Source organism: Streptomyces sp. NPDC048278 (assembly GCF_040652195.1).
Classification (GTDB): domain Bacteria; phylum Actinomycetota; class Actinomycetes; order Streptomycetales; family Streptomycetaceae; genus Streptomyces.
The window spans coordinates 34,947-54,314 of the sequence record NZ_JBEZLP010000019.1 but is presented as its reverse complement, the minus strand read 5'-3'; the positions used below and the strand labels follow the sequence as shown (position 1 = coordinate 54,314).

Genomic DNA, 19,368 nt, shown 5'->3' with positions numbered 1-19,368 from the left:
CGAGCGGGCAGAGCCCGGCAGCGGTGCCGGGAGCGCTGTCCGACGCACCATGCGCATGTAAGGAGTCGACATGGCACAACCCCTGCCCCGGACCGAGTGGCCGTTCGGCCCGGTCGACATCACGAGGCCGGCCACCCTGCGGGACGTCCGGACCACCACCCCCGCCGTGCGGCGAGCGGCACCGCCGCACGGGGCGCCACCCGGCGGCATCGTCCCGGGCGCCGAATCGAGCGTCGTGGTCGGCATAGCCGACCACGAGATCCTGGTACGCACCGGCATCCGGGCGGCGCTGGAGCGGGCCCACGGCATCGACGTCGTCGCGGACGCGGGCGACGCGGGCGCCGTGATCGAGATGACACTGCGCCACCGGCTCGGCGTGCTCCTCATCGACAGCGGTATGGCGGGCACGCACGGGGCCCGGGTCATGCGCGCGGTGCGCCGCCTGTCCCCCTCGACGGCCGTGGTGGTGCTCGCGTCCTCGCCGGGCGGCAGCCACCTCGACCGCATCCTGCGGGCCGGAGTCGCGGGGTGCCTGCTCAAGAGCGGCGATCCGCAGGACCTGGTCGCAGCGGTCCGGGTGGCGGCGACGGGCGGAGCGGTCCTGTACCCCGAGGTCGCCAAGCACGTCCTCGACAGCGTCGCCCGAATCGACACCGAACGCGTCGAGCGGGCGCGTGAACTCGTCGGTGGCCTCACCGCGCGCGAGCACGAGGTATTGGCGCTCGTGGCCCAGGGGATGGCGAACAGCGAGATCGGACGTGCGCTGCACCTCAGCGAAGGGGGAGTGAAGGCCCACATCAGCCGCCTCCTGACCAAGCTCGGCTGCGGGAACCGGGTGCGTGCCGCCCTCATCGCCCAGGACGCCGGTCTCACCGAGGGCCTCCCGGCCGACCCGGCCTGCCCACGACCCGTCTGAACTTCGGCCACGACCGGCCGTTGTGGACCCGCCGGGACCGAGCCATGCGGACTCGTCTTCCCCTTGCCCTTCCCTTTCCCCCTCTCCTTCGCCTTCGCCTTCGTCCTCGCCTTCGTCAGGCCCCGCCTTCCGGCGCAGGCGGCGCACTCCCCGGTGGACCGGCCGGCCAGTCCAGCCATTCCAGGATCGCGTCTCCCATGACCCAGGGGAGGTCGCCCGCACCCAGGAACGGCAGGGCTTCCGTGAACAGCTCGACGTTCTCGCGGTACGGACACGGCAGCCGGGTCCAGTCGCTGCCCCAGAACACCCGGCGCGGGCCGAAGGCGTCGAAGACGCGCTCCAGGGGCGTGTGGAGGTCGGAGAACGGGAACGGCAGCCGCGAATGGCAGGGCATCGCGGTGGCCTTGACCGCGACCCGCGGATGCCGCGCGAGCGCGATCAGGTCCGTGAGATGCGCGAACGCCTCGGGGGACCTGGCGTCCACCGGCACGGCCAGATGGTCGACGATCAGGCGCAGGTCCGGGAAGCGCCGGGCGACCTCGCCGAGAGCGGTGCTCATGCCGGGCGCGTAGACCATGACCGGTAGCGCGACGGCGTTCGCGGCGGTCCAGAACCAGTCCAGGCCGCCGGCCCGGAACCGGGTCCGCCACGGGTCGCGGTGCAGCGTGAGGCGGACACCCAGGCTGCCCGGGCGGTCCCGCCAGCGGGCCAGTGGCTCCGCCTGCGCGGGACCGGTCAGGGGGATCCGGCCCATCACCGCCAGCCGGTCGGGATGCCGTGCCGCGGCGGCCCACGCCAGGTCGTTGCGGTCGCCCTCCCAGGACGGCGGCACGAGAACCGCGCGATGGACCCCGGCGGCGTCGAGCACCGCGAGCGTTTCGTGTGCCGTGACCGGAGCGGCGCGATGGGCAGCCGCCGCACCACCGGGCGGCCACGGCCGGGCCGGTGTGTCGGCGCCCCAGACGTGGACCTGCGCGTCGACCAGCCTCATACCGCTGCGGGCACGCACCGGTGCGGTGACAGGTCGCTGATGTACTTCGCCTCGATGCCCGACTTCGCCAGGTACTCCAGGCACAGCGCGACGCGCTGGACACGCTGGCGGACGGTGTTCTCGTTGACCGGGTCGTGCGGGTGGGACTGGGCGCTCGCCCCGATCTTCAGCATCATCGGCGAGCAGATCTGCACCAGTTCGGGCACCTCGTAGAAGCGGATGAAGCCGCCCTTGCTGCCGTACACGTCCGTCGGCAGGTCGATGGTCAGCTGCGGGGAGCCCCGCCGGATCTCCTGGAGCACCCCGAGCCCGAGGTCGTGGGTCGTGGTGACGCTGTCCGCGCCGTTCTCCGCGTAGATCCGCGAGGTCATCGGGTTCGACACGATGCAGTGCGAGGACGCCTTGAGCATGAGGTCGGCGGGCAGTTCGCCTGCGGCCCGCATGTCCGACAGCAGCCTGATGACCCCGAGGTCGTACGCGATCAGGCCACGGCAGCCCAGCTCGGTCAGCCGGTACGCCTCCTCGACGCTCTGCGCGATCGCGTCGTTGTTGTTGATCCGGCGGCCCTGGGAGGCACCGAATCCGCCGCGGTAGAAGGCCGCCTTACGGTCGTACTCCGGGCGCGGGCCGAGCGCGAACAGCATCCCGACACCGTTCTCCCGGCACAGGCCGAGCATGTCCGTGACCTCGGAGTCGGACAGCAGCATCGCACCGAGCGTCTCGTTGAAGCGGGTGACCGGCAACCCCTCGGCCTGCAGCAGGCGGAGCGTCGCGTCGAGCACCTTGAAGCTGTTGACCACGGGGATCTCGACGCCGTAGTGCCCGCCGTCCGCGAACTCCACTCCGGAGGCCTTGAGTTCGATCTCGTCGCTGTACGGCAGACCGTTGTCGACGAGGTACCGGCGGGCCCGTGACGCGCCGCGGGTGATGGTGGATCCGAAGTCGTCCGACATGTTCTCCCCTTCTGAATCCTGAAGTGACCCCAGCTGTCGCCACGTTCGTGGACAGCCGACGCGAATCGAGGCTAGCGGCGGCGTCGGGCCCGGCCGGGAATCCCCCGAATATGTAGCCGAGTTTCCGGTCCGAGCACGCTCAGAGGTATCCGAAAGTTGCAGTTCCTCGAATTCCTCCTGCACGTCATGTACTGCTGACCACAAGGGATTTCGGCCCAAAGGAGGGAGAGCACGGATGAGCCGTGCCGAAGCCGCGACGGTCGGCCTGCTGCACCCCGGCCGGATGGGCGGTGGGTTCGGTGGCGCGCTGGCCGACGCGGGACACCGCGTGCTGTGGTGCCGGGCGGGCCGCAGCGCCGCCACAGCGCGTCGGGCCGAGGAGTTCGGCCTGCAAGCCGTCGACGACCTCGCGCAGCTCACGGCCCGGAGCGAGGTGATCGTCTCGATCTGCCCACCGCACCATGCGCCGCAGGTCGCCGCGGCGGTCGCCGAGTCCGGATTCCGGGGACTGTTCCTGGACGCCAACGGCACCACCCGGGCGGCGCTGCTCGAACTGGCCGGAAAACTCTCGGCGGCGGGCATCCGCGTCGTGGACGGCTGCGTCATCGGACCGTGCCCCCAGGACGCTCCGGGCGCCCGGTTGCATCTCGCCGGCGAAACGGACGACGTCGCGCGGATCATCTCGCTGTTCGACGGAACCGGAATCCGGGCGCTGGACACCGGCGGTTTCCTCGGCGCCGCCTCGGCCCTCAAAACGTCCTATGCCACCTACCAGAAGGTCGCCTACGTCCTGGCCGGGATCGCATTCGCATACGCAGACGCCCAGGGCGTCACCGAACCCCTCGTCGGGGAGGCATCGTTGATAACCCGTTCGCCTTTGACCGAAGTACTCGAGGACGGAATGCTGCCCAGCGTCGCGTCACGCGCCTGGCGATGGGGGCCCGAACTCACCCGATGTGCCGACGCCCTGCGCGAGGCGGGCCTCCCGGGCGACCTCGCCGATGCCGCGGTACCCGCACTGGAACGCTGGTTCCCAGTCCGTGACACGTTCGACGGGGACACCCGCCGCGCCCTCGACCTGCTCGGCGGTCGGCCGTGAGCGCGCCGCAGGCGCCCGAGCGCGCGGAAGCCGTGGTCGTCGGGGCCGGGCTGATCGGCATGTTCACGGCCCTGTCACTGGCCCAGCGCGGCATCGACGTCGTGCTGATCGACGACATCGTCCACCAGAAACGCAGCTTCAAGGTCGGCGAGTCGTTCCTGGTGTCCACGGCGCTGCCACGCACCATCGGCCGGCTCGACACCTTCCTCGACGAGGAGTGCTTCGTCAAACTCGGAGTCTGGTTCACGGAGGGCATGGAAGGCGCCGAGGCCTTCGCCCCGCGCAGCGAATGGAGCATCGCCCCGCTCAGCGAGCACACCCTCGGCCGGCAGTCGGAAGACCACCGGGACCACTACCTCTTCCAGAGCGCCGAGGACAAACTGTGGTTCCGCTGCCTGGCCGTGGACCAGCAGATCGTCCGTCCCGAGGCCGAGGACGAGATCCGCGCCACGGTCCGTGAGCACCCGCACATCCGCTTCCTCGACAGCGCACGCGTCGTCGACGTGCACGTCGAGGCCGACGCCCCGAACACCGTGTCCTGGACCGACCACGACGCCTCGAACACCGGAACGGTCACCGCCGACTGGATCGTGGACTGCTCGGGCCGCAACCGGATGCTCGCACGGAAGTTCGGCCACGCGATCGAGAAGGACGTCATCGCCGCGGACGGCTTCCAGACCACCTCGGTCTGGGGCCAGTTCAACGACATCACCGACGAGCAGTTCGCACCGGTCTGGGAGTACCACGACGCGAACGGCGGATCGACCCCGCGTGACAAGTACACCGTCCACCTGTGGGGCGAGGGGTACTGGATCTGGGTCATCCGGCTGTCCAAGGACCGCATCAGCGTCGGCGTCATCTTCGACCAGCGCACCCCGCTGCCGGGCGGCACACCCCGCGAGAAGTTCTTCGGTCTGATCGACCGCTACCCGGTGCTGCGCGACGTACTGACCGAGGAGCGGCTGCTGGAGTTCCGGATGTACCGCAACACCCAGTACCTGACCGACACGTTCGTACACCCGCACGGGTACGGCATGGTCGGGGACTCCTCCTCGATCATCGACGCCTACTACAGCCAGGGCATCGGCCTCTCCTGCCAGCAGCTCTGGCACCTCACGAACGTCATCGAGGCCCACGTGCACGGTGGCACGCTCGAACACGCGTACATCGACCGGATCAACCGCAACGCGCGGCAGGACTGGCTGATGATCCGCAACATGCTGCGCGAGAAGTTCACGCCCGCCATCCAGGACCCGCGCTACTTCCTGCTCACCCATCTGATGGACCTGGTCGTGCTCTGGTCGACCGGAACCGCGCGCTCGGACTTCGCCACCTGGCTCGTGCGCACCGACGGCGAGACGAAGCGCGAAGGCCCCCGCGAGCGGCGACTGCGCCGCCGACTGAGCAAGCGCCTCTTCTACAGCAGGTCCCAGCCGTGGGCCTGGCTGCCCCCGGAGACGGTGCAACGCGTCCAGGCACACCTGCAACGCAAGATCGCCGAGCGGGCGCGGTGGCGGCTGGACCACGGCAGCGACGTCCCCGGCTTCCACTGCCAGATCTCCATCGCGCGTCCGCTGCCGCGGCTGTGGCGCGTGTTCACCGCCGGCGCGCAAGGCGTCGTGGACGTCTCCCCGCTCGACCAGATCGCACCCGCGGCGATACGGCGCCCCTCGGCCCGCCGCCCCCTGCTCCACCGGATCCCGATGAGCGTCAACACCCGCCTGAAGTGGGTCCTCAACCTCCGTACCCACGGGGTCATCGGCATCCTCGCGTACGGATACGCCCTGGACGCGGCGGACACGGCGGTACGCAAGCTCCGCCACCGCTTCTCGGGCCGCCGGGTCCCGGCCCCGGACAGCGGGGCGGCCGAGGCGTCCGCCGGGGCACGGGAGCGTGCGTCCGCCGCCACGAAGCCGTCGTAACGCCGGCGCAGGCCCGGAGGCCGGCGGGCGCCCGGCGGGGCGACCAGGACGCCCACGGCGGACATGCCGCGCACCGGGGCCGAGAGCGGACTTGGCCCGGTACGCGGCATGTTGCTCACTGGCGCCCTGTGCACGGACGGCCGGCCAGGCGTCCGATCACTCCTTGGCCGCGGAGAGGAGGGCCAACTCGCGGTTGACCGCGGCCTGGTGTTCCTCGGCGTCCGTCCGCGCCCTCTTCGGGCTCCAGCGTCCCGTCATCACGAAGACGAAGGGGAGGAACAGCACCTGCCCGCCGACGCAGATCCACCACCAGGTGCGCCATTCTCCGGGACCGTCCTTCGACGCCTTCTGGACCGTGGCGCCGTACTCGTCGAGCACTTTGAGCTGTGGCGACGCCTTCTGCACGACGGCGAGGTTCTCCGCGCCGACCTCCTTGACGGCGCGGGCGGCCAGCTCGGGCGGCACGGTGGCCGGGGTGTACTTGTCCAGCTCGGCGAAGATCCGCGGGTGTGCGTCGACGATGGCCAGCGCGGGCGCCGCCTGGGCCGAGGCGACCTTGACCTCCGCACCATGCTCCACGAGCGGGGTCACGGAGGTGACCAGCACCGGGATGAAGGCCGCGGAGACGGCGACCACGATGCGCACCGTCCAGCCCCACACGGCCAGACCCGCCGCGGTCGCGGCCGGGTTGTGCTTCTCCACGGTCTCGGTGAAGCTCGCCATCCAGGGTGCGTAGGCGATGCCGCTGAAGACGCCGATGCCGACGAACAGCCAGGCGAACGTGTAGTAGTCGGTCGTCAGGTGGGTGGCGCGGGTGGCGAAGACGGCGGTCACCACGATGGAGCCGACCGCACCGACGATCATGAAGGGTTTGCGCACCTTGAGCCGGTCCGAGAGCAGGCCGACCAGGACCAGGGCGACGGCGTTCGCCCCCCAGTACCAGTTGGCCAGGGCGTTGGTGCGCTGCTCGCTGTAGCCGAAGACGGTCGAGAAGTAGACGACGAAGTTGCCGACCGCCGCGTAGTACAGCAGCAGGAACACGGCGATGGCGAAGGCCGAGCCCAGTACGTCCAGGCGCATCATCTGCCGCCACTCGCCACGGCGCAGGGCCTCCGTGTCCAGCCCCTTGGCACGCGCCTCGACCAGCGCCCGGTCCCGCAGCGTCACCATGATCTGGTCGCGCAGCGCCGGGGACAGTTCGCGCAGCGCGACGACCGCGGCGACGAAGACGACGAACCCGGCGATCGCCGAGTACCGGAGTTCGTCCTGCCAGGTGGCGCTGTCGAGGGTGTTGCTGGTGACGGTGGTGACCACCAGGGAGCCGATGACCGGCCCCATCGTCCAGTACCCCATTGCGGTGGCCCGGCCGAGCTGCGGGGAGAAGTCCCTGATCAGCGCAGGGGTGGCCACCAGCACGATGCCCTCGATGAAGCTGACGAGCGCGAAGAGCACCAGGTAGGTGGTCTTGTTCGCCGCGTTCGGCAGCCCGAAGAAGACCAGCAGCGCGGCGACCAGCAGCCCGTAGACCACCAGGTTCGCCCGGCCCCAGCGGTCCGCCAGCCCCGCCACGAGCGAGGCGAAGGCCCCGATCGCGTTGCCGATCACCGAGACCCAGATGAAGTAGCGGTAGGTCATCCCGAAGTGCGTGATGATCGACGTCGCCACCGCGTACTGGATGTACAGCATGTAGTACAGGACGACCGTGGTGACGACCACGATCGCGAGATACGCCATACGGCGTCCCGTCGGCGGATAGTCCGTCAGTTCGCGGCGGTAGAGCCGGGCCAGCGGGGAGCGGGTGTCCCTGGTGGGCGCATCGGGTGCGGGTCTGTCGGCGTCGAACGGCGTCGTACTGGCGGACATACGGCTCCTCCCAGGGATACCCGGAATCAGGAAGCTCGCGGCGGTGTGACGAGGGTGCGCGGAGCCCCGGCTCCGGGAGCGTGGCCAGAGGCTAGTACCGACTAGTCGGTACGCCTAGAGGTCTGCACGAGGTCGTTCACCTGGTTCCCGCGGACCTGTCGCCGGCCGGACCGTCGCCGGACGTGAGGTCAGAGGCTGCCGACCACGGTTTCGCCCTCGAAGAACACGGCGCTGGGCTTCATGGTGCGAAGCTCCGCGCTCCCGAGGCCGAAGACGTTCTCCGGCAGGACCACGAAGTTCGCCACCTTGCCGACTTCCAGCGAGCCGACTCGGTCGTCGATCCTCAGTTGCCTCGCGCCGGCAATCGTGTAGCCGTTCAGCATGCGTTCGAGCGTCAGCCTTGACGTTCCGTTCGGTCGAACACCGTCGGCATGCTTCTGCGTGTCCAGAGGGAATTCCGGGTCGATTCGTGACTGCGCCACCTGCATGCCGAAGAACGGACTGGCGCGGTGCAGCTCGTAGTTGGTGACGACGTCGCTGGAGAAGGTCAGGGCGGCGCCGTGCTCCGCGATGGCGTTGAACTCGTACATACGGTTCCAGCGGGCTTCGCCGAGGTAGTTCTTCGACTCCTCACCGAAATAGCCGCCGGACCAGTGTGTCGTCCAGTTGACGATGATGTCGAGTTCCGCGGGGCGGGCCATGTCCTGCGGATCGACGAGTTCGCAATGCGCGAAGGTGACCTGGGTGCGCCATGGTTCACCGGTCGCCGCCGTCCGGGCCCTTGCCGCCTCGACCGCGTCGCAGGCTGTGCGGAAGGCCCGGTCTCCGACCATGTGGATGTGCAGGTCGAGATCGGAGCTGTTGCACAGGAGCAGGCACTCCGTCAGCTCGGCCGCTTCCATTTGGATCTCGCCGAGGTTCTGACCTGCGGGGTCGTTGCTCCAGGGTTCCAGGAGGGCGCTGTTCCCGTTCTCGTTGGTGCCGTCCAGGAACAGCTTGAGGGTCCTTGTCCGAATCCTGCCGCTGCCGTAGGTGCTCTGAAGTTCTTGCGCCTTGGCCACGGCAGCCGGCAGGTCATCGAGGGTGCGAAAGCGCTGGGAGCCTTCGTAGTAGAGGTGAAGCTTCCCGTCCGCCTCCAGCTCGGACAGTGCACGCAGAGTGTCCTCGTCGTCCGTCAGTGCCTCGAAGAGAGCTGTCACTCCGTACTCCGACATGAAGCGAAGGACCGGCAGGATGTTCTCGGCGGTGATCTCCTCGGGCGGGCACCATCCCAGGCTGTCGTACATCGTCTGCAGGAAATGCTGGTGTGCGTTCTCGAGGACATGACCCGTGGGCTGCCCGTGTTCATCGCGTGCGAACATCTCAAGGCCGGGCATGGGGTCAGGGGTGTCTTTCGTGACCTCAAGGAGTTCGAGCATCCTGGAGTTCACCCAGTGCGAGTGCTCGCTGTGGTCCTGGCAGAGCACCGGACGATCGGATATGGCGCTGTCGAGCAGTTCCTTGGTCGGCCGGCCGTCACCGAAGAGCGTGCTCGGGTAGTACTCGAAATAGAGGAACGGCATCTCCTCCTTGGGATGTTCGTCACCGAACTCCCTGATGAACCGGAGGATTTCAGCGAGGTCGTGTGTCCAGGGCAGACGTACGTGCCACTGGCTCTTGGCGACCCTCGTGGGGTGCGTGTGCGAGTCGATGAGGCCGGGCAGGATCATCCTGCCCTCCATGTCGATCTCGGCGATCGGGTCCCTTCGGTCCCAGTCGCTCTCCTTTCCGACGAACGCGATCCGGCTTCCGTCCACGACCAGGGTGTCTGCCCAGGGGCGCGCCGCGTTCGACGTATAGACCAAGGCGTTCTTCAGAACCGCTTCCATGTGATCTCCAGTCGCGCATGTGGTCGGTGCCAGGACGGGCCGCCGGGGGCGGCTTGAGCCCCCTCCGAGCGTTGCTCCGGTGCCGGTGCCGGTGCCGGTGCCGGTGCCGGTGGTCGTGTGGGAGAGGGGCCGGTGGGCGGTGCCGCCTCGGCGGCGACCGCATCGGTCGGCGGGACGGCCGGTCGAGGGGTCCGACGGCGTCCTGCACGTCCCGCGTGTCACGGAAATGTTGTGCCTGTTATATATCGGCCAAGTCATATCGGTGGGCGAGGCTGGCGGTCAAGGGCCGGGTCGGGGTCGGTCGCGTGCCGGGATCGCGCAGGGGTCGCCGGTTCGCCGAGGTCGGGCGGGGGTGACCGAAGGGCCGGTCGGCGTATCGGGGTCCCCTTCCCTGTTCGTCGGCTGTGCTCCCGTGGACCCTTCCCTCGACAGTGTGTCAAGTTTTATGTAAGCATTGCTACACGACGACCGTGGCGTGAACCCACCGGGTGGTCGAGGATCTGCCGAACGGGCCCCGGTTCGACGATCCGGGCAGGCGTGATCCCTGCCCCTGCTGTCCTGTGGCTGAATCCAGCCGTAGCTCCGTGTTCCCGACGGACGCGGGAGCGCCTTGTCGTCCATGGCCCTGATCCGCAGTCGAAGCAGGTGGCCCGATCCGCATGCGGCCTCCTGTGACGCCCCTAAGGAGAGCCACTTGTCAGAGGAAGCATCGGGACGTGAACGGCCGGTGGAACGTGCATGGCCTGAGGGCGCGCTGGAAGGCTCGGTATTCCGCCCCCTCTGGCTCGACACTGTCCGCCCCGAGCCTCGCGGCGCCCTGCCCGCTGACTTCGAGGCCGATCTGCTCGTGGTCGGGGGCGGTTTCACGGGTCTGTGGTCGGCGTTGCGCGCTGTGGAGCGGCGGCCCGGTACACGCGTGGTGCTGATCGAGGCCGAGAGCATCGCCGAGCATGCTTCGGGCCGCAACGGTGGCTTCTGCAGCGCGAGCATCACGCACGGCGAGGGCAACGGCCGGCGGCGGTGGCCCGCCGAGTACGAGAAGCTCCACGAACTCGGCATGCGGAACCTGGACGGGATCGAGGAGACCGTCAAGCGATACGGAATCGACTGCGCGTTCACCCGCGGCGGCACGCTGGCCGTCGCGACGCGCCCGCACGAACTCCACGCCTTCGAGCCGGATACGCCCGGCTTCCTCGACGCCGCCTCCGTGCGCGAGCTGGTCGACTCGCCGACCTATCTGGGGGGTCGCTACGACCCCGACGAGGGAGCGCTCGTCGATCCGGCGCGCTTGGCGTGGGGACTGGCCGACGCGGCGGAGGGCCTCGGGGTCCGCATCGCCGAGAACACGCGACTGCTGTCCCTGGACGGCAGGAACGACGAGGTTCTCGCAACCACCTCGACGGGAGTGGTCCGGGCGCGCAAGGTGGTACTGGCCACCAACGCCTTTCCCAGCCCCCTTCGCAGGAAGCGGCTGGCCGTCGTCCCCGTCTTCGACTACGTCCTGGCGACGGAACCGCTGACCGACGACCAGCTCGCCGCGATCAGGTGGAACCCGGCCATCGGAGTCGCCGATTCCGGGAACCGGTTCCACTACTACCGGATCACTCCCGACCGGCGGATCCTGTGGGGCGGTTACGACGCCGTGTACCACTACCGCCGTTCCGTCGGCCCGCAGCACTTCGACCGACGGGCGACGTTCGACACCCTGGCGAGGAACTTCGCGGCCACGTTCCCGCAACTGCGCGGGATCCGGTTCACCCACCGCTGGTCGGGAGTGATCGACACCTCCACGCGGTTCACCGCCTTCTACGGAACGGCCCACCGCGGACGCACCGCGTACGCGGCCGGCTTCACCGGCCTCGGCGTCGGAGCGTCCAGGTTCGCCGCGGACGTCATGCTGGACCTGATCCGGGGCGAACGGACCGAACGCACGGAACTGGAGATGGTCCGCAAGCAGCCGCTGCCGTTTCCTCCCGAGCCGTTCGCCTGGATCGGGATCCAGATCACGCGCTGGTCACTGGCCCGGGCCGACCGCAAGGGCCGGCGAAATCTGTGGCTGCGCACCCTCGACCGCCTCGGCCTCGGATTCGATTCGTAGGAGAGCGGTGTGCGCGGCCGGGCATTGCGACCGCGCCTGCGCTTTCGGAATCCTCTCAGGAAACTGACAGGCATCCCTGCGCGACCCTGAATTGGCTTGCAGTGGGCACGAGTTGGGTCCACGCATGCGCACGGAGTCCGTATCTGCGGCGCCCACTGCCGGTGGTGTCGCGATGGGGCGTCCCGGTTCTCCGATGCCCGCAGCTAACAGCTCTGTAAAGCTCGCGTGAACCTGGTGCTTATAAATAGCAGGCGCTATATAGTGAGTGTTATGTAAGGGCTGTCGCCCTACGCGAGGCGCTCTTGGAGCGTCGTTCCGCACACTTCTAGGAGACCTCTATGTCCCTGGCCGTGACCCCCTCTCCACGATGTCGCACATCGGCCCTCGCCGGCGCGGCCGTCACCCTGACCGTGCTGGTGAGTGCCTGCTCCGGCGGATCCGGCAGCTCGTCCGGCACCGGCAGTGAGCAGCGCAGACTCGTCTCCATGAGCGAGGCGGCCAAGGGCGGTGTCGACCTGGTGACCTGGAATCTGACCAGCGGCGAGCCGGACACCCTCGACCCGCCCAACGCCGCCACCTACGGCGGGGGCCAGGTCGTCATGAACCTCTGCGACACACTGGTGCGCTACGACGCGGACTACAACCTGTCGGAGGGACTGGCCACCTTCGAGCGGGAATCTCCGACCAAGCTCGTCTACCGCCTGCACACGGCGAAATTCTGGGACGGGAAGCCGGTCACCGCCGAGGACGTCGTTTACAGTCTCGGCCGGGCCAAGGCCAACAGTGTCGTCAGCTCCTTCTTCCAGTCCGTGAAGTCGATCAGGGCGACGGGCGACAAGGAGGTCACGGTCACCTTCTCCGAGCCGGACGAGAAGTTCAACTCGGAAATGGCCAACATCTCCGGTGTCGTCGTGGAGAAGGCCTATGCCGAGAAGGCGGGGAAGAACTTCGGTACCGCCGCCGGCGGAGTCATGTGCAGCGGTCCCTTCACACTGGACCAGTGGAAGTCCGGCAACTCGATCACAATGTCCCGCAACGACGGCTACTGGGACACGACCCGGATCCCCAAGGCCAAGAAGGTCAAGTTCACCTTCGTCACCGACACCAACGCACTCACCCAGGCCCTCGACACCGGTGAGATCGACGGTGCCTACGAACTGCCCCCCAACGCGATACAGGCCCTGGAGAAGTCGAAGGAAGGCCGCCTGTACTTCGGCCCCTCCACCCAGGGCACCGGTCTCAACGTGGCGAACGCGGGCGGCGCGACGGCCGACCCGAAACTCGGCGCCGCCCTCCAGCGAGCCATCGACCGCGAGGCCATCGTCAAGGCCGTCTACCACGGTGCCGGTCAGCCCCTGTACACCGGTCTCACCCCGCGGACCTGGCCCTCGGACCAGACCGCTCTCTACGCCAAGGCCTACGCGAAGTTCAAGAAGGTCCGGTCCTACGACATCGACGCGGCCAAGAAGCTGGTGAAGGCGTCGAGTTACCGGGGCCAGGAGCTCGTCGTGGCGTACCAGGCGGGTGACCCGACCATTGCGCGGATGGCACAGCTGATACAGCAGCAGGCCAAGCAGGCGGGCATCAACCTCAAGCTGCAGAGCATGGGGGCGCTGGCCTACCAGCAGGCGGGCTACGACGCGAGCAAGCGCAAGGACATGGACTACATGTTCGGCTCCAACTTCAACTCCGTGGCCGATCCGCTGGAGCCGGCCCTCTTCAACTACCTGCCGAACTCCCCGTACAACTACACCGATTACAAGGACGCGCGGACCGCCGAACTCCTCAAGGAGGCTGTCAGCACCTTCGACGCGAAGAAGCGGGCGGAACTCGTGATCCAGGCCCAGGACCGGTGGGAGTCCGTCAACGGGACGATTCCGCTGGTCGCCACCGACACGGTCACGTTCCTGAACAAGCGGCTGGCCGGAGCGGTCACCTCCTTCGCCTACTGGTCGATGCCGAACATGGCCTTCATCGGATCCGCGAAGTGACCCCGATGACAACAACCTCGCTGACCAAACGCGTCACCGCACGGACGGTCCGCCTGCCCGGCCCGCCCGTGCTGCGAGCAGCCGGGCGAAGCCTGCTCGGGGCCTGCGCCACCGTGGTCGCGGCTTCGTTCCTGATCTACGGAGCGCTCTCCCTCACCCCCGGCGACCCGGTCGACCAGATCGTCGGCCAGCGCGCCACGCAGGCACAGCGGGCCGCCGCCCGCCACCAACTCGGCCTGGACGAACCCCTGCCCGTCCGGTACGGCAAGTGGCTCCTGCACGCCGTCCAGGGCGACCTGGGACGGTCGATCACCTATCGGCAGAACGTCTCCGGGCTCGTCGAGCCGCGGATCGGCACCACGCTGACGCTGGTCGCCCTCGCCGCCGTCATCATCGTGGTCGCAGGAGTCGCCGTCGGCGCGTTCAGCGGCTACAACGACCGCTGGCGTCCGTTCATCAGCGGGCTCATCGGGATCGGACTGTCGGTGCCCGCCTTCGTCTCGGCGAGCATCCTCATCGGGGTCTTCGCCGTGAAGCTCGGCTGGTTCCCCACCTACGGATCCGGCGAGGGATTCACCGGGCACCTCCACCACCTGCTGCTGCCGGCCATCGCCCTGTCCCTGGGCTGGACGGCCTACGTCGCCCAGCTGACGACGGCCGCGGTGCACGAGCAGGTGAACAAGGACCACGTCGCCACCGCCGTCGGCCGCGGGCTCAGCCGCGGCATCGTCTTCCGGCGCCACGTGCTGCGCAACGCCGCGCTGCCCGTCATCACGGCGTCCGGACTGACCGTCGCGGGCCTGGTGGCCGGAGCGGTCGTGGTGGAGACCGCGTTCGCCGTCGACGGCATCGGGTCCCTGCTCATCAAGAGCGTGACCAACAAGGACTATCCCGTCGTCATGGCGATCTCGATGCTGATCGTCGTCATCTTCGTCGCCGTCACCACGGTCCTGGACATCGCCCAGATGCTGCTCGACCCGCGGTCCCGCTCGGCAGGGGGCAGCTCATGACCACTCTGCCGCTGCCCGTCTCGCGCGTATCGCGGGCCGGCCGCGCCCTCCGCACGGCCGACCCGATCCTCCTCGCCGCCGGGGTTCTCTGCGCCCTGCTCGTCCTCGTGGCCCTGTTCGGCCCGCTGGTCGCGCCCTACGGACCGAGCGACACCGACATCCTCGCCGCCAGCCAGGGCCCGGGCCCCGACCACCTGCTGGGCACCGACGCGCTGGGCCGGGACATCCTCACCAGGATCCTGTACGGCGCCCGGCTCAGCTTCGCCGGCCCCGGCCTGATCGTCGCCCTGAGCCTCACCCTCGGCACCGGACTCGGCATCCTCGCCGCCTGGCGCGGCGGCCTGGCCGACTCGCTCCTGTCCAAGGTGTTCAACGTCCTGTTCGCCATGCCCGGGATCCTGGTCGTCATCGTCGCCGGGGCCGTGTTCGGCGGCGGCTTCTGGGCCCCCGTGCTCTCCCTTTCCCTGGTCTACACCCCGTACATCGCCCGCGTCGTCCGCAGCAGCGCGCTGACCCAGCGGAACATGGCCTACGTCGAGGCCTGCCGGCTCGCGGGCATGACCGGCTGGCGGATCTGCAGCCGCCATGTGCTGCGCAACCTCATCCCCCTGGTGCTGGCCCAGGCGACGATCAGCTTCGGCTCCGCCCTCATGGACTTCGGCGCCGCGTCGTTCCTCGGCGTGGGCATCCAGCCGCCGCAGGCGGAATGGGGCCTGATGGTCAGCGAGGGGCAGTCCGAACTCCTCGACGGAGCCCTGCAACAGAGCCTGTGCGCGGGCCTGATGATCCTGATCTCGGTCGTGGCGTTCAACATCCTCGGCGAACGTCTCGGCACCCGCGCTGGAGGGCAGCGATGAACTCCCCACTGATCGACATCGAGCACCTCCGCATCGAACTGCCCGGCCGCGGCCGGGGCACCCCCAGCCGCACGGTCATCCACGACGTGAGCCTGCGCATCGAACCGGGCGTCTCCGTCGGCCTCGTCGGCGAGTCCGGCTCGGGCAAGTCCATGACGACCAAGGCCGTCATGGGCCTGCTTCCCAAGGGCGCGCGCACCTTCGGCGAGGTCCGGTTCCGCGGCCAGGACCTGGCGACCTACGACCGCAAGCGCTGGGCCGCCTACCGCAGCCGCGACGTCTCGATGATCCACCAGGACCCCCGGTCGCACACCAATCCCCTCGTCAGGATGGGCGACTTCCTCGTCGAAGGCGTCGTCGCGTCCAGGCAGATGACCCGTGACGAAGCCCTGGACCTCGCCTGCTCGCTGCTGCGCGACGTCGGCATCCCCGACGCCTCCCGCCGCCTCGGCCAGTACCCCCACGAACTCTCCGGCGGCCTGCTCCAGCGCATGATGATCGTGATGGCGCTGATGCCCTCTCCGGCCCTCGTCCTGGCCGACGAACCCACCACGGCACTCGACCCCACCGTCCAGTCCGAGGTGGTCGCCATCCTCTCCGAGCAGATCAGGGACCGCTCCCTGGGCATGCTCTTCATCACCCACGACCTGGACCTCGCGGCGGCGATCAACGACTCCCTGGCCGTGATGTACGCGGGCGTGGTGGTGGAGACGGGAACGGCCACGGAGATCTCCTCCCGTGCCCGGCACCCGTACACCGTCGGCCTGCTGCGTTCCCGCCCCGGCATCGACGAGGTCGAGGAGCTCAAGCCGATCGCCGGCCGCCCGCTGTCCGCGTTCGAGGCGGGCACCGGCTGCGTCTTCGCCTCACGCTGCGAGTTCGCCACCGAACACTGCCGGCAGGAACGCCCGGCGCTCCGCACCCTCGGCCGCCACCAGGTCGCCTGCCACCGCGCCGAAGAACTCTCCGACGTCCTGGTCAAGGAGCCCGCATGACCGACAACCTCCTTGCGGTCCGCGGCCTGCGGAAGGTCTTCACCACCCGGACCGCCGGCGGCCGACACGAACACGTCGCGGTCGACGACGTCTCCTTCGACATCCCCGAGGGTTCCTGCCTGGCGATCGTGGGGGAGTCGGGTTCCGGCAAGACCACGACGGCCCGCATCGTCGCCGGCCTGGAGACGGCGGACGGCGGCACGGTGACGCTGGCCGGGCAGCCGTCCGACCGCCGCGGGCGGCGGCGCGGGCCCGGCAGTGCCCAGATGGTGTTCCAGGACCCGTTCGGCTCGCTCGACCCGCGCCAGCGGGTGGGCAGCGCGATCGAGGAACTCCTGCACCTCCACCACAGGCTCGGGCGCACCGAGCGGAGGGCGAGAGTCGTCGAACTGCTCACGCAGGTCGGGCTGGACGAGCGGCATGCCGGTGAACTCCCGGGCAACCTCTCCGGCGGCCAGCGCCAGCGCGTCGCGATCGCACGGGCCCTGTCCATGGAACCGAAGCTGCTGATCCTGGACGAGGCCGTGTCGGCCCTGGACGTCAGCGTCCAGGCGCAGGTGCTCAACCTGCTCATCGACATCCGGCGGCAGACCGGCATCACGTACCTGTTCATTTCCCACGACCTGGCGGTCGTCCGGCAGATCAGCGACCGCTGCCTGGTGATGCGGGACGGCCGGGTGGTGGAGGAAGGGCGGACCGCCGACGTCCTCGGCAACCCGGCCGAGGAGTACACCCGCCTCCTCATCGACGCCGTACCGAGGCCCGGCTGGGTACCCCGCCGCCGTACGCAGACCGCCTTTGCTCCCTGAAAACACGCACTCGAATACGAGGAGGTCGCACGTGACTGCACCGACTTCAGATGTACAAATGGTTTCCGTATCGTGGGGCGATGCTCCGTCGATCGTCGGGCGTGAATTCATCGGAAGCTGGTTCAGCGCATCGGCCGAACGCAACTCGGCTTTCGACGAAGTGACCTATGTGGTGGACAACGAGCACGCATTGGACGGCGGGAACTTCCCCGCGGGACTGATGGAGGGGTTCTACGTCCTGGCCCTCCTCGACCACCTGGTCAACGAGGTCGTCCACATCGACGATCCCCGGTGGAGCGGCTGGAACTACGGCCTCGACCGGGTGCGGTTCGTCAGCCCGCTGACCGTCGACGACAGGTTCCGGGTACGGGGAACGGTCCGGGAAGTGACCCCCCGCAAGGGCGGATATCTCGTGTGCCTGGAATGCAGTTACGAGGTCGAGGGCCGGGCCAGGCCGGCGATGGTCGCCGAATGGCGTGTTCTGTGGACGCTTGAAACCGGAGGAGCCGAAGAATGAGCAGCGAGGAAATCGTCTGGATGCCCGGCCACCGGATGGCCGAGGCCATCCGCGCGAAGGAGCTGTCCCCGACGGAAGCGGTGACGGCCGTTCTGGGGCAGCTCGAAAAGGTCGAGCCGCACATCAACGCCTTTGTGACCGTCGTCGCCGAACAGGCGCTGGAACAGGCCAAGGAGGCCGAACGGCAGATCGCTCGCGGTGACGAGACCGGGCCGCTGCACGGCGTCCCGATCACGGTGAAGGACCTGACCTCCACCGCGGGGGTGCGCACCACCTTCGGCGCCGAGGCCTTCAAGGACTACGTTCCCGAGCACGACGACGTCTCCTGGGCCCGGCTCAAGGCCGCCGGGGCGATCCTGGTCGGCAAGACCACGACCCCTCCCTTCGGACTCCTCGGCATCACGGACTCCGACGTGAGCGGCAGGACGTCCACCCCCTGGGCCGCGCCGACGCACACCTCCGGTGGCTCCAGCGGTGGCGCCGCCGCCTCCGTGGCCTGCGGTGTCGCGCCCTTCGCCTGGGGCTCGGACGGCGGCGGGTCGATCCGCGTACCCGCGGCGTGCTGCGGTGTGGTGGGGCTGAAGTCCACCCCGAACCGGATCCCGGGCAGCGAGAGCCTCTGGGACACCACGTCCGTCGTCGGCCCGCTGACCCGCAACGTCAGGGACTCGGCGCTCCTCCTGGACGTCACCGCCGGACCGGACCCGAGGTTCCCGCTCGGCCTGCCGTACGCCGGCGAGAGCTTCGAGGCGGCTACCCTGAACCCCACCGTGGCCGGTCTGCGGATCGCCTACTCCCCGGACTTCGGCAGCGCCGAGATCGATCACGAGGTGCGTGCCGTCGTGGACGAGGCGGTCCGCACGCTGGAGTCCGCCGGCGGCGCCCACGTGGAGCAGGTGGAGATGAGCGTCCCCGACCCCATCGACTACTTCGGCAAGATCTACGGCCCGGCCTTCGCGGCCATGATGGCCATGCCCACGCCGACCGGAGGAACCTTCGGCGACCTTCCGGTCCACCCGGCGATCCGGAGCATCGCCGCCGTGGGCCGGACCATGTCGGCCATGGACTACTTCCACGTCGAGCAGGTCGTCCGGACGCAGATCCTGCAGGCCTTCCTCGGCGTGCTCGGCGACCACGACCTGCTCGTCTCCCCGACGATGCCCGTCCCGGCCTTCCCGCACCCGGGCGTCGAGGCCGGCAACACGCACGTGAACGGCAAGCCGGTCGCCAACCCCATGCTGGACTTCCACCGGATGACCGAGTCCCCGACCCACGCCATGCTGCCCGCGATCACCGTCAACTGCGGCTTCACGGAGGCCGGTCTGCCGGTCGGGCTGCAGATCATGGGACCGCTCCGGGCGGACGCGGCCGTTCTCGCGGCAGCCGCCGCCTTCGAGAACATCACCGCCTGGTCCGCGCGCCGGCCGCCGATCGCCTGAGACCGTCCGTCCGCCGTCGCCCCCGGGGCTTTGGCAGACG

At 69.1% G+C, this 19,368-nt stretch carries 15 protein-coding genes; 11 read left to right on the top strand and 4 right to left on the bottom strand.

Annotated features, from left to right (window positions below):
- The first annotated feature begins 70 nt into the window (after positions 1–70).
- Positions 71–916 carry a response regulator transcription factor gene (locus tag AB0D74_RS29230; RefSeq protein WP_362593393.1) on the top strand — a complete coding sequence of 282 codons (846 nt, stop codon included), beginning with the start codon at positions 71–73 and terminating at the stop codon, positions 914–916.
- Positions 917–1,031: 115 nt separating this feature from the next.
- Here AB0D74_RS29230 and AB0D74_RS29225 read toward each other — a convergent pair whose 3' ends face one another.
- Both AB0D74_RS29225 and AB0D74_RS29220 read right to left on the bottom strand, forming a co-directional pair.
- A complete protein-coding gene (locus AB0D74_RS29225) occupies positions 1,032–1,907 on the bottom strand; it encodes an amidohydrolase family protein (RefSeq protein WP_362593390.1) in 876 nt (291 codons plus the stop codon).
- Positions 1,904–2,860 carry a hypothetical protein gene (locus AB0D74_RS29220; protein ID WP_362593387.1) on the bottom strand — a complete coding sequence of 319 codons (957 nt, stop codon included), beginning with the start codon at positions 2,858–2,860 and terminating at the stop codon, positions 1,904–1,906. The genes AB0D74_RS29225 and AB0D74_RS29220 overlap by 4 nt, the downstream gene beginning before the upstream one ends.
- A gap of 235 nt (positions 2,861–3,095) precedes the next feature.
- Here AB0D74_RS29220 and AB0D74_RS29215 point away from each other — a divergent pair, with 235 nt between their 5' ends.
- Both AB0D74_RS29215 and AB0D74_RS29210 read left to right on the top strand, forming a co-directional pair.
- Positions 3,096–3,959 (top strand): DUF1932 domain-containing protein, encoded by an 864-nt coding sequence (locus AB0D74_RS29215; RefSeq protein ID WP_362593384.1) that lies wholly within the window; start codon positions 3,096–3,098, stop codon positions 3,957–3,959.
- Positions 3,956–5,881 (top strand): FAD-dependent monooxygenase, encoded by a 1,926-nt coding sequence (locus tag AB0D74_RS29210; RefSeq protein WP_362593381.1) that lies wholly within the window; start codon positions 3,956–3,958, stop codon positions 5,879–5,881. The genes AB0D74_RS29215 and AB0D74_RS29210 overlap by 4 nt, the downstream gene beginning before the upstream one ends.
- Positions 5,882–6,037: 156 nt before the next feature.
- Here AB0D74_RS29210 and AB0D74_RS29205 read toward each other — a convergent pair whose 3' ends face one another.
- Together AB0D74_RS29205 and AB0D74_RS29200 are read right to left on the bottom strand one after the other, a co-directional pair.
- Complete coding sequence (locus AB0D74_RS29205; RefSeq protein WP_362593379.1) at positions 6,038–7,744, bottom strand: MFS transporter; 1,707 nt, start codon at positions 7,742–7,744, stop codon at positions 6,038–6,040.
- 188 nt (positions 7,745–7,932) lie between these two features.
- The gene (locus AB0D74_RS29200; protein WP_362593376.1) at positions 7,933–9,612 is read right to left on the bottom strand and encodes an amidohydrolase family protein; all 1,680 of its coding nucleotides are present in this window, start codon (positions 9,610–9,612) and stop codon (positions 7,933–7,935) included.
- Positions 9,613–10,339: 727 nt separating this feature from the next.
- Between AB0D74_RS29200 and AB0D74_RS29195 the strand changes: the two genes are divergently transcribed.
- The 8 genes from AB0D74_RS29195 (at position 10,340) to AB0D74_RS29160 (ending at position 19,328) form a co-directional block, all read left to right on the top strand.
- A complete protein-coding gene (locus AB0D74_RS29195; protein ID WP_362593738.1) occupies positions 10,340–11,710 on the top strand; it encodes an FAD-binding oxidoreductase in 1,371 nt (456 codons plus the stop codon).
- A 338-nt stretch (positions 11,711–12,048) separates the two neighbouring features.
- Positions 12,049–13,701 carry an ABC transporter substrate-binding protein gene (locus tag AB0D74_RS29190; RefSeq protein WP_362593373.1) on the top strand — a complete coding sequence of 551 codons (1,653 nt, stop codon included), beginning with the start codon at positions 12,049–12,051 and terminating at the stop codon, positions 13,699–13,701.
- 5 nt (positions 13,702–13,706) lie between these two features.
- Entirely contained in the window at positions 13,707–14,711 is a 1,005-nt protein-coding gene (locus AB0D74_RS29185) for an ABC transporter permease (RefSeq protein WP_362593370.1), read from the top strand.
- On the top strand, positions 14,708–15,568 hold the full coding sequence (locus AB0D74_RS29180; protein WP_362593367.1) for an ABC transporter permease: 861 nt from the start codon (positions 14,708–14,710) through the stop codon (positions 15,566–15,568). Before AB0D74_RS29185 ends, AB0D74_RS29180 begins: the two co-directional genes overlap by 4 nt.
- Positions 15,565–16,563, top strand: coding sequence for an ABC transporter ATP-binding protein (locus tag AB0D74_RS29175; RefSeq protein ID WP_362593364.1), 999 nt, complete (start codon positions 15,565–15,567; stop codon positions 16,561–16,563). Before AB0D74_RS29180 ends, AB0D74_RS29175 begins: the two co-directional genes overlap by 4 nt.
- Positions 16,560–17,372, top strand: a complete 813-nt coding sequence (locus AB0D74_RS29170; protein WP_362593361.1) for an ATP-binding cassette domain-containing protein — start codon at positions 16,560–16,562, stop codon at positions 17,370–17,372. The genes AB0D74_RS29175 and AB0D74_RS29170 overlap by 4 nt, the downstream gene beginning before the upstream one ends.
- Before the next feature lie 31 nt (positions 17,373–17,403).
- Positions 17,404–17,889 (top strand): hypothetical protein, encoded by a 486-nt coding sequence (locus tag AB0D74_RS29165; RefSeq protein WP_362593358.1) that lies wholly within the window; start codon positions 17,404–17,406, stop codon positions 17,887–17,889.
- A complete protein-coding gene (locus AB0D74_RS29160; protein WP_362593355.1) occupies positions 17,886–19,328 on the top strand; it encodes an amidase in 1,443 nt (480 codons plus the stop codon). Before AB0D74_RS29165 ends, AB0D74_RS29160 begins: the two co-directional genes overlap by 4 nt.
- The last annotated feature ends 40 nt before the right edge of the window (positions 19,329–19,368 follow it).

Excerpts from the sequence above, each read along its gene's own strand:
- AB0D74_RS29230 (WP_362593393.1), top strand. The coding sequence starts at position 71 with ATGGCACAACCCCTGCCCCGGACCGAGTGGCCGTTCGGCCCGGTCGAC.
- AB0D74_RS29225 (WP_362593390.1), bottom strand. The coding sequence starts at position 1,907 with ATGAGGCTGGTCGACGCGCAGGTCCACGTCTGGGGCGCCGACACACCG.
- AB0D74_RS29220 (WP_362593387.1), bottom strand. The coding sequence starts at position 2,860 with ATGTCGGACGACTTCGGATCCACCATCACCCGCGGCGCGTCACGGGCC.
- AB0D74_RS29215 (WP_362593384.1), top strand. The coding sequence starts at position 3,096 with ATGAGCCGTGCCGAAGCCGCGACGGTCGGCCTGCTGCACCCCGGCCGG.
- AB0D74_RS29205 (WP_362593379.1), bottom strand. The coding sequence starts at position 7,744 with ATGTCCGCCAGTACGACGCCGTTCGACGCCGACAGACCCGCACCCGAT.
- AB0D74_RS29200 (WP_362593376.1), bottom strand. The coding sequence starts at position 9,612 with ATGGAAGCGGTTCTGAAGAACGCCTTGGTCTATACGTCGAACGCGGCG.
- AB0D74_RS29190 (WP_362593373.1), top strand. The coding sequence starts at position 12,049 with ATGTCCCTGGCCGTGACCCCCTCTCCACGATGTCGCACATCGGCCCTC.
- AB0D74_RS29185 (WP_362593370.1), top strand. The coding sequence starts at position 13,707 with ATGACAACAACCTCGCTGACCAAACGCGTCACCGCACGGACGGTCCGC.
- AB0D74_RS29180 (WP_362593367.1), top strand. The coding sequence starts at position 14,708 with ATGACCACTCTGCCGCTGCCCGTCTCGCGCGTATCGCGGGCCGGCCGC.
- AB0D74_RS29175 (WP_362593364.1), top strand. The coding sequence starts at position 15,565 with ATGAACTCCCCACTGATCGACATCGAGCACCTCCGCATCGAACTGCCC.
- AB0D74_RS29170 (WP_362593361.1), top strand. The coding sequence starts at position 16,560 with ATGACCGACAACCTCCTTGCGGTCCGCGGCCTGCGGAAGGTCTTCACC.
- AB0D74_RS29160 (WP_362593355.1), top strand. The coding sequence starts at position 17,886 with ATGAGCAGCGAGGAAATCGTCTGGATGCCCGGCCACCGGATGGCCGAG.